The organism is Streptomyces sp. NPDC059003 (assembly GCF_042740445.1).
GTDB lineage: Bacteria > Actinomycetota > Actinomycetes > Streptomycetales > Streptomycetaceae > Streptomyces.
On sequence record NZ_JBHYJH010000266.1, the window covers coordinates 1 to 8566 of the forward strand.

Consider the following 8566-nt stretch of genomic DNA (forward strand, 5'->3'; position numbering starts at 1 on the left):
GCCGGTGCCGGCGCGCGGTGCCGGTGCCGGCGCGCGGTGCCGGTGCCGGCGCGCGGTGCCGGTGCCGGTGCCGGTGCGCGGTGCGCGGTGCCGGTGCCGGTGCCGGTGCCGCAGGCTGCCGGAACCCGGCGGCCGGGCGGCCGGGTGCTGGCGCGGGCCGGTGGCCGGGTGCTGGCGGATCCCGGGCGGCCGGGTGCTGGCGGAAGCCGGCGGCCGGGCCTGCCCGGGCCCGGCCTTGAGAGCAGCTTCAGCCGGGTTGGAGCCCGGCTCGCGGCGCGTTGACACTGTTTCGCGCCACCGCCTGCAATGTCGCTCGAAGACGGATCCGCCGCACGGCGGCCCGCCCAGTGCCCTGCTCGCCACCACCGACGCAACCCTTCAGGAGGTCTGCCGTGTCCGAGCATGCCCACCCCCCCGCTCCCCCCGCCGACGGCGAGAGCGCAGCGGGCACCGGCGTGTGGCTGATCGGGGCCCGCGGCTCCGTGGCCACCACCGCCATCGCCGGGTGCGCCGCGCTCGCCGCGGGCCTGTACCCGCCCACGGGCATGGTCACCGAGTCACCGCCGTTCACCGCGGCCGCACTGCCCGCCCTCTCCTCCCTGGTCTTCGGCGGCCACGACACCGTCGACTGGCCGCTGCCCAAACGCGCCGAGGCCCTGGCCGAGCAGGGCGTGCTGCCGCACGGCCTGGTGGAAGCGGTCAAGGGGGAACTGGCCGCCGCCGATGGGGAGATACGCACCGGCGGCCCGCTGCCCGGCCAGGAGCACACCGACCAGGAGCTGATCGCGGCGTTCGCCGCCGACATCACCGACTTCACCCGCCGCCACCGCCTGGAACGCACCGTCGTGGTGAACGTCGCCTCCACCGAGCCCGCCCCCGACACCGCCCCAGACCCAGACCCAGACCCAGGCACAGGCACAGGCGCTGGCACGGGCGCTGGCACGGGCACGGGCGGGGGCGGGGGCGGGGGCGGGGGCGGGGGCGGGCTGCCCGCCAGCTCGCTGTATGCCGCGGCCGCCCTGCGCGCGGGGTGTGCGTATGTGAACTTCACGCCGTCGGCCGGGATCCACCACCCGGCCCTGGCCGAGGCCGCCCGCAGCGCGCGGGTGCCCTATGCGGGCCGGGACGGCAAGACCGGGCAGACCCTGCTGCGGGCGGTGCTGGCGCCCATGTTCCACCAGCGCGCCCTTGAGGTGCGGGCCTGGTCGGGCACCAACCTGCTGGGCGGCGGCGACGGGGCCGCGCTCGCCGACTCCGCGGCCGCCGCGGCCAAGAACGCGGGCAAGAACCGGGTCCTTGCCGACACTCTGGGCCACCTGCCCCAGGGCCAGGTGCACATCGACGACGTGCCCGCGCTGGGCGAGTGGAAGACCGCCTGGGACCACGTCGCCTTCGAGGGCTTCCTCGGCTCGCGGATGATCCTGCAGACCATCTGGCAGGGCTGCGACTCCGCCCTGGCCGCCCCCCTCGTGCTGGACCTGGCCCGCCTGGCCGCCCGCGCCCACCAGGCGGGCCTGGCCGGCAGCCTGGCCCCGCTCGGCTTCTACTTCAAGGACCCCGACGGCGGCTCCGCCGCCCTGGCCGAGCAGTACCAGGCACTGTGCGCCTTCGCCGCAACGCTGGGGCGAGCGCGGTGAGCAGCCTGCGCGACTGGGCCGACCTGCTGCGCGTCTCGGCCCTGTGCACCGTCCCCGGCGACGCACTCGCCGGCGCCGCCGCCGGCCGCGCCCCGCTGGGGGCCCGCACCGCACTGGCCGCCGGGGCCTCGATGTGCCTGTACGAGGCGGGCATGGCCCTCAACGACTGGGCCGACCAGGACCAGGACGCCCGCGAGCGCCCCGACCGGCCGCTGCCCTCGGGCCGCATCCCGCCCGCCCAGGCCCTGGCCGCCGCCCTCGCCCTGACCGGCGCCGGCCTCGGCCTGGCCCGGGCCGCGGGCCGCCCCGCCGCCGTGACCGCCACCGCCCTGGCCGCCACCGTGTGGGCCTACGACCTGCGCCTGAAACACACCCCGGCGGGCCCGGCCGCGATGGCCGCCGCCCGCGGCCTGGACCTGATCCTGGGAGCCGCGGCCAGCGCCAACCCCGCCGCGGCAGGCGGGGGTCCGCTGCGGGCGGTGCGGCGCGCGTGGGCGCCCGCCGCCGTGCTCGGCGCCCACACCTACGCCCTCACCGCCCTCGCCCGCAACGAAGCCCGCGGCGGCTCGAGCCTGGCACCGCTGGCCGCACTCGCCACCACAACCGCGCTCGGCGCCACCGCCGCGCTCAGCACCACCGCCGCGCTCGGCGCCACCGCCGCACGGGGGACAACAGCCGCACCGGATGCAACACCCGTACGAGGTGCGGCGGCCGTACGGGGTGCAACAGCCGTACGGGGTGCGGCGGCTCTGCGAGGGACAGCGGCCGCGCTGGGGGCAACGGCCGTACGAGGGACAGCGGCCGCGCCGGGGGCGGCGGGCGCCTCGCGGCAGGCGCGCCCGGCGCGGCGGCGGCCGCAGGCCTGGGCCACCGCCGTCCTGGCCGGCGCCTACGTGGCCACCGCCGCCCGGCCCTACCTGCACGCCGCCCTCAACCCCTCACCGCCGCTGACCCAGCGGGCCGTCGGCGGCGGCATCCGCGCACTGATCCCGCTGCAGGCGGCGCTCGCGGCCCGCTCCGGCGCGCTGACCGGCGCCGCGCTGCTGACCGCGGTGGTGCCGGTGGCCCGCCGGCTGGCCCGGACGGTGAGCCCCACATGAGCATCCGGCTCGGCTACGGCACCAACGGCCTGGGGGACCTGCGCCTGATCGACGCCCTGCACCTGCTGGCCGACCTCGGCTACGACGGCGTCGGCCTGACCCTGGACCACATGCACCTGGACCCGCTCGCCCCCCACCTCGCCCGCCGGGTCGCCGCCCTCGCCCACCAGCTGGACACAGTAGGACTGTCCGTCACCGTGGAGACCGGCGCCCGCTACCTCCTGGATCCGCGCCGCAAACACGCCCCCAGCCTGCTGGAGGCCGACCCCGAGCAGCGCGCGGCGCGCACCGCGCTGCTGGTCACCGCCGTGCAGGTGGCCGCGGACCTGGGCGCCCACGCGGTGCACTGCTTCAGCGGCGCCCCGCCCGCCGCCACCAGCGAGCACAGCGCCTGGCAGCGCCTGGGCGACGCCCTCACCCCCGTCCTCGAGGCCGCGGCCGCCGCCGGGGTGCCGCTCGCCCTGGAGCCGGAACCCGGCCACCTCATCGCCACCCTCGCCGACTTCCACCGCCTGCGCGCCCAGCTGGGCAACCCCGCCCCGCTCGGCCTCACCCTCGACATCGGCCACTGCCAGTGCCTGGAACCTGAGCCCCCGGCCGCCTGCGTCCGCGCCGCGGCCCCCTGGCTGCGGCACGTACAGATCGAAGACATGCGGCGCGGCGTGCACGAGCATCTGCCCTTCGGCCAGGGCGAGATCGACTTCCCGCCGGTGCTCGCCGCCCTGGCCGCCACCGGCTACCAAGGGCTGACCGTGGTCGAACTGCCCCGCCACTCCCACGCCGGACCCGACCTGGCCCGCACCTCCCTGGAGTTCCTGCGCACCCAACTCGCCGCCCTGCCCCCCACCCCCGCTGCCCCCGCTGCTCCCGCCACCCCCACCCCCTCTGCCCCCTCTGTCTCGTCTGGCTCGTCTGTCTCGTCTGTTTCCTCTGCCTTCTGTGCCCCGTCCGCCGTGTCCGCGGCCCCGTCCGCGCAGGGAGACCCGCATGCCGATCACGTATGAACACTGGCCGGACCGCCTCGGCCCCCGGGGCACCGCCTGGATGAACGACGCACTCGCCGACGCCCGCGCGGCCGCCAGCACAACCGCCAACACGGCCGCGGACACCACCGCAGACCCGGCTGCCGCGGGTGGGGGTGCGGGTGGGGGTGTGCCCGCCTGGGAGCTGCGCTTCGCCGCGGCCGGCCGCGCCTGCGGCTTCGGCGAGGCGGCGGAGAGGGCCCGGGTGCTGCTGCTGCGCACGGCCCGCCCGGACGCGGCCACGGTGGCCCGGCTGTATGCACAGGGCACCGGGCCCGAGCGCCGCGCCGTCCTGCTGGCCCTGCCCGACCTGCCGCTGGCCCCCGACCAGGGCCTGGCGCTGGTCGAGGACGCGCTGCGCGCCAACGACACCGCGCTGATCGCCGCCGCCGTCGGCCCCTACGCCGGCGCCCGCCTGACCGCTCACGCCTGGCGCCACGCCGTCCTGAAATGCCTGTTCACCGGCGTGGCAGTCAGCAACGTGGCCGCGCTTGCCGAGCGGGCGCGCGGGGACGGGGAACTGGCGCGCATGCTGGGCGACTTCGCCGCCGAGCGCACCGCCGCCGCACGGCCGGTCCCTGAGGACCTGCGCCATGTGCTCGCCCTGACCGCACAGGAGGCCTGATGCGCATCTTCGACCCGCACATCCACATGACCTCGCGCACCACCGACGACTACGAGGCGATGTACGCGTGCGGGGTGCGCGCGCTGGTGGAGCCCGCCTTCTGGCTCGGCCAGCCGCGGACCTCGCCGCAGAGCTTCACCGACTACTTCGATGCCCTGCTGGGCTTCGAGCCGTTCCGCGCCGCGCAGTACGGCATCGCGCACCACTGCACGATCGCCCTGAACCCCAAGGAGGCCAACGACCCGCGCTGCACCCCCGTCCTCGACCTGCTGCCCCGCTATCTGGTCAAGGACGGCGTCGTCGCCGTCGGCGAGATCGGCTACGACGCGATGACACCGGCCGAGGACACCGCGCTGGCCCTGCAGCTGGAGCTGGCCGCCGGCCACCGCCTGCCCGTCCTGGTGCACACCCCGCACCGCGACAAGCTGGCCGGGCTGGCCCGCACCCTGGACGTGGTGGCCGACTCCGCCGTGCCCATCGGGCACGTCCTGCTCGACCACCTCAACGAGACCACCGTCAAACAGGCCAAGGCCAGCGGCGCCTGGCTGGGGTTTTCCCTCTACCCCGACACCAAGATGGACGAGCACCGCATGGTCGCCGTCCTCAAGGAGTACGGCCTGGAGCAGATCCTGGTCAACTCCGCCGCCGACTGGGGCAGAAGCGATCCGCTCACCACCTGCCGGGTCGGCCGGGCGATGCTCGCCGCGGGCTTCGACGACGACGACGTGGACCGGGTGCTGTGGCGCAACCCGGTCGCCTTCTACGGCCAAAGCGGCCGCCTGGCCCTTGAGCGGCCCGCCCCCGCCGCCCTGCACGAGGGCAACTCCCTGGCCCGCGGGGGCGAATGAGCCGTGCGCCTGATTCACCCCGACGGCTCCACCGTGCACCTGGCCTACTGCACCAACGTCCACCCCGCCGAGACCCTCGACGGCGTGCTCGCCCAGCTGGCCGAGCACTGCCGGCCGGTGCGCCGCCGCCTGGGCTGGCCCCGCCTGGGCATCGGCCTGTGGCTGGCCCGCGACGCGGTCCGCGCCCTGAACACCGAACCCGCGGCCCTGCGCCGCCTGCGCAGTGAACTGGACCGGCTGAGCCTGGAGGTCGTCACCCTCAACGGCTTCCCCTACCAGGGATTTGGCTCGCAGGTGGTCAAGTACCGGGTCTACCGGCCCAACTGGAGCGAGCCGGCGCGCCTGGCCCACACCAGCGACCTGGCCCGGCTGCTGGCCGCCCTGCTCCCCGACGACGTGAGCCAGGGCTCCATCTCCACCCTGCCGCTGGCCTGGCGCACCGGCTTCACCGACCGCGCCGCCCGCGCCGCCCACCAGGCCCTGCACGACCTCGCCCGCCGCCTGGACGTACTGGAGCAGGAGACGGGCCGCTGCATCCGCATCGCCCTGGAGCCGGAGCCGGGCTGTGTGGTGGAGACCACCGCCGACGCGCTCACCGCACTGGCCGGCCTGCCCGCCCACCGCATCGGGCTGTGCCTGGACACCTGCCACCTCGCCACCGCCTTCGAAGAGCCCGCCCACGCCCTGGCCGCCCTCGATGAGGCGGGGATCGCGGTGGTCAAGGTGCAGATGTCCGCGGCCCTGCACGCCGCCCACCCCCACGACCCCTCGGTGCGGGCGGCACTGGCCGCCTTCGACGAACCGCGCTTCCTGCACCAGGTACGGGCCCGCGCGGGCGGCACTGTGCAGGGCACCGACGACCTCGGTGAGGCGCTGGCCGGCGGGGTGCTGGATGCCCAGGTGCCCTGGCGCGCCCACTTCCACCTGCCCCTGCACGCGGTGCCCGCCCCGCCGCTGACCTCCACCCTGGAGGTGCTGCGCACCGCCCTTGCCCACCTGGTGGCAGGACCGGTGGCGCGCAGCACCCACTTCGAGGTGGAGACCTACACCTGGCAGGCCCTGCCGGCCGCCGCCCGCCCGGCCACCCACGCCCAGCTCGCCGACGGCATCGCCGCCGAACTGCGCCTGGCCAAGGACATGCTGACCGACCTCGGACTCAAGGAGCAGCCGTGACCGGCGCCCCCACGCCCCTGCTCGTGCTGGACGTGGTGGGCCTGACCCCCGCGCTCCTGGCCCACATGCCCCGCCTCACCCGGCTCGCCCGGGGCGGCTCGCACGCCGCCCTGGACACGGTGCTGCCCGCGGTCACCTGCGCCGCCCAGTCGACCTACCTGACCGGCACCCTGCCGGCCGAGCACGGCATCGTCGGCAACGGCTGGTACTTCCGCGAGCTCGGCGACGTCCTGCTGTGGCGCCAGCACAACGGCCTGGTGGCGGGCGACAAACTCTGGGACGCCGCCCGCCGCGCGCACCCCGGCTACAGCGTCGCCAACATCTGCTGGTGGTACGCCATGGGCGCCGACACCGACATCACCGTCACCCCCCGCCCCGTCTACTACGCCGACGGCCGCAAGGAACCCGACTGCTACACCCGCCCGGCGGCCCTGCACGACGAACTCACCCACAAACTCGGCACCTTCCCCCTGTTCCACTTCTGGGGACCGGGCGCCGACCTCGTCTCCAGCCAGTGGATCATCGACGCCACCCGGCACATCACCGCCACCCGCCACCCCGACCTGGCCCTGGCCTACCTCCCCCACCTCGACTACGACCTGCAGCGCTACGGCCCCAACGACCCCCGCTCCCACCAGGCCGCCGCCGACCTGGATGCCGCCCTCGCCCCGCTCCTGGCCGACGCCCAGGCGCAGGGCCGCACCGTGGTGGTGCTCTCCGAGTACGGCATCACCGAGGTCAGCCGGCCCGTCGACCTCAACCGCGTCCTGCGCCGCGCCGGACTCCTCGAGGTCCACACCCAGGACGGCATGGAATACCTCGACGCCATGGCCTCACGCGCCTTCGCCGTCGCCGACCACCAGATCGCCCACATCTACATCCAGCGCCCCGACGACCTCGCCCAGGTACGCCGGCTGCTGCAGGACGTCCCCGGCGTCGGACAACTGCTGGACGAGACGGGCAAGAAGGAACACGGCCTGAACCACCCGCGCGCCGGGGAACTGGTCGCACTCGCCGAACCCGACGCCTGGTTCACCTACTACTACTGGCTCGACGACGCCCACGCCCCCGACTTCGCCCAGCTCGTGGAGATCCACCGCAAACCCGGCTACGACCCCGCCGAACTCTTCCTCGACCCCCTCGACCCGTATGTGAAACTCAAAGCAGCAAGCGCCCTGGCCCGCAAGAAACTCGGCCTGCGCTACCGCATAGCGGTCGTGCCCCTCGACCCCTCCCCCGTCCGCGGCAGCCACGGCCTGCACCCCCAACGCCCCCAGGACGGCCCGCTGCTGCTGTGCTCACGCCCCGGCGAAGTCACCGGCACCCTCAAAGCCACCCAGGTCAAAGCACTGCTGCTGCGCCTGGCCGGCCTCACCTGACACACAACCAGGATCCAGCCCCTGAGACAGACCCCCCGGCGGCGGGGCCCGCGGCAGCAAACCTGCACCCCAAAACGACCCTGACCAGCCCCTGAGCCAGGCCGGGCCAGGCCTGGCCCGGCCTGGCCAGGCCTGGCCGCTGACCACCGCAGACACCCCCAGGCCCGCCACCAGCGCACGCGGACAGCAGACGGCGGACGGCAGACAGCGGACGGCGGGCGGCGGGCGGCGGGCGGCGGGCGGCGGGCGGCGACAGGGTGAGGGCAGGGGGTGCGGGTCTCCTCCCCCAGCAACGCCGCCTGCCCCTCACACCGTGCCAACGCCCGCCGCCCGGGGCGGGCAGCACCCCCTGCCGCGCGGGCCCTTGCCGCCGGAGGCAGACCCGCACCCCGCACCCGGCACGAAGACGGCCGCCGGGCGGGTGCGGGGCGGGGGGCGGGGCGGGGGGGTGGGTGCGGAGGCGTGGAACAGAACGCCTTGAGTCTGACTGGGGCGCCAAGGCCGGGCGCTTGGCCCGGGCCACCGGGATGTGTCACGATTTCCGCGCCCTTTGCATGTCCAAAACCGCCCCCCGCGGCCGCGGACCACGCGCCGCCGCCCGGGCCGGCCGGGCAAGAGCCGCACACCGGCCCCTCCTTCTTTTCTTCGAGCCCTCGCAGACGCCGACGGGCCTCTTCTCGTTTCGTCCGGGCCCTGGCACTGCCCAAGGCCCCCGCACCGCTTCCTTGTTCCCCCGCAGCCCGCCCGCCCGGCCTCACCGGCCGGGCGGGCCGGCTGCGGGG

General features: G+C 75.8%; 7 protein-coding genes and 1 pseudogene. 7 read left to right on the forward strand and 1 reads right to left on the reverse strand.

Translation table 11 applies throughout. The features are described from left to right. A pseudogene (locus tag ACFWZ5_RS42820) lies at positions 1 to 285 on the reverse strand (hypothetical protein); the annotation flags it as partial. Positions 286 to 392: 107 nt separating this feature from the next. Here ACFWZ5_RS42820 and ACFWZ5_RS42825 point away from each other — a divergent pair. Genes ACFWZ5_RS42825 through ACFWZ5_RS42855 form a run of 7 tightly spaced genes read left to right on the forward strand, consistent with a single transcriptional unit; the run spans position 393 to position 7784 of the window. Then, on the forward strand, positions 393 to 1637 hold the full coding sequence (locus tag ACFWZ5_RS42825) for an inositol-3-phosphate synthase (protein ID WP_384794751.1): 1245 nt from the start codon (positions 393 to 395) through the stop codon (positions 1635 to 1637). Next, complete coding sequence (locus ACFWZ5_RS42830) at positions 1634 to 2737, forward strand: SCO3242 family prenyltransferase (RefSeq protein ID WP_384794753.1); 1104 nt, start codon at positions 1634 to 1636, stop codon at positions 2735 to 2737. The genes ACFWZ5_RS42825 and ACFWZ5_RS42830 overlap by 4 nt, the downstream gene beginning before the upstream one ends. Further along, entirely contained in the window at positions 2734 to 3741 is a 1008-nt protein-coding gene (locus ACFWZ5_RS42835; protein WP_384794755.1) for a sugar phosphate isomerase/epimerase family protein, read from the forward strand. The genes ACFWZ5_RS42830 and ACFWZ5_RS42835 overlap by 4 nt, the downstream gene beginning before the upstream one ends. After that, on the forward strand, positions 3725 to 4384 hold the full coding sequence (locus tag ACFWZ5_RS42840; protein ID WP_384794757.1) for an EboA domain-containing protein: 660 nt from the start codon (positions 3725 to 3727) through the stop codon (positions 4382 to 4384). Before ACFWZ5_RS42835 ends, ACFWZ5_RS42840 begins: the two co-directional genes overlap by 17 nt. Then, positions 4384 to 5232 carry a TatD family hydrolase gene (locus tag ACFWZ5_RS42845; RefSeq protein WP_384794759.1) on the forward strand — a complete coding sequence of 283 codons (849 nt, stop codon included), beginning with the start codon at positions 4384 to 4386 and terminating at the stop codon, positions 5230 to 5232. The genes ACFWZ5_RS42840 and ACFWZ5_RS42845 overlap by 1 nt, the downstream gene beginning before the upstream one ends. A 3-nt stretch (positions 5233 to 5235) precedes the next feature. After that, the gene (gene eboE / locus ACFWZ5_RS42850) at positions 5236 to 6405 is read left to right on the forward strand and encodes a metabolite traffic protein EboE (RefSeq protein ID WP_384794761.1); all 1170 of its coding nucleotides are present in this window, start codon (positions 5236 to 5238) and stop codon (positions 6403 to 6405) included. Continuing rightward, a complete protein-coding gene (locus ACFWZ5_RS42855) occupies positions 6402 to 7784 on the forward strand; it encodes an alkaline phosphatase family protein (RefSeq protein ID WP_384892503.1) in 1383 nt (460 codons plus the stop codon). Before eboE ends, ACFWZ5_RS42855 begins: the two co-directional genes overlap by 4 nt. The last annotated feature ends 782 nt before the right edge of the window (positions 7785 to 8566 follow it).

What these genes read in the sequence shown, in the direction of transcription:
- ACFWZ5_RS42835 (WP_384794755.1), top strand. Translation starts at nt 2,734, where the DNA reads ATGAGCATCCGGCTCGGCTACGGCACCAACGGCCTGGGGGACCTGCGC.
- ACFWZ5_RS42845 (WP_384794759.1), top strand. Translation starts at nt 4,384, where the DNA reads ATGCGCATCTTCGACCCGCACATCCACATGACCTCGCGCACCACCGAC.
- ACFWZ5_RS42840 (WP_384794757.1), top strand. Translation starts at nt 3,725, where the DNA reads ATGCCGATCACGTATGAACACTGGCCGGACCGCCTCGGCCCCCGGGGC.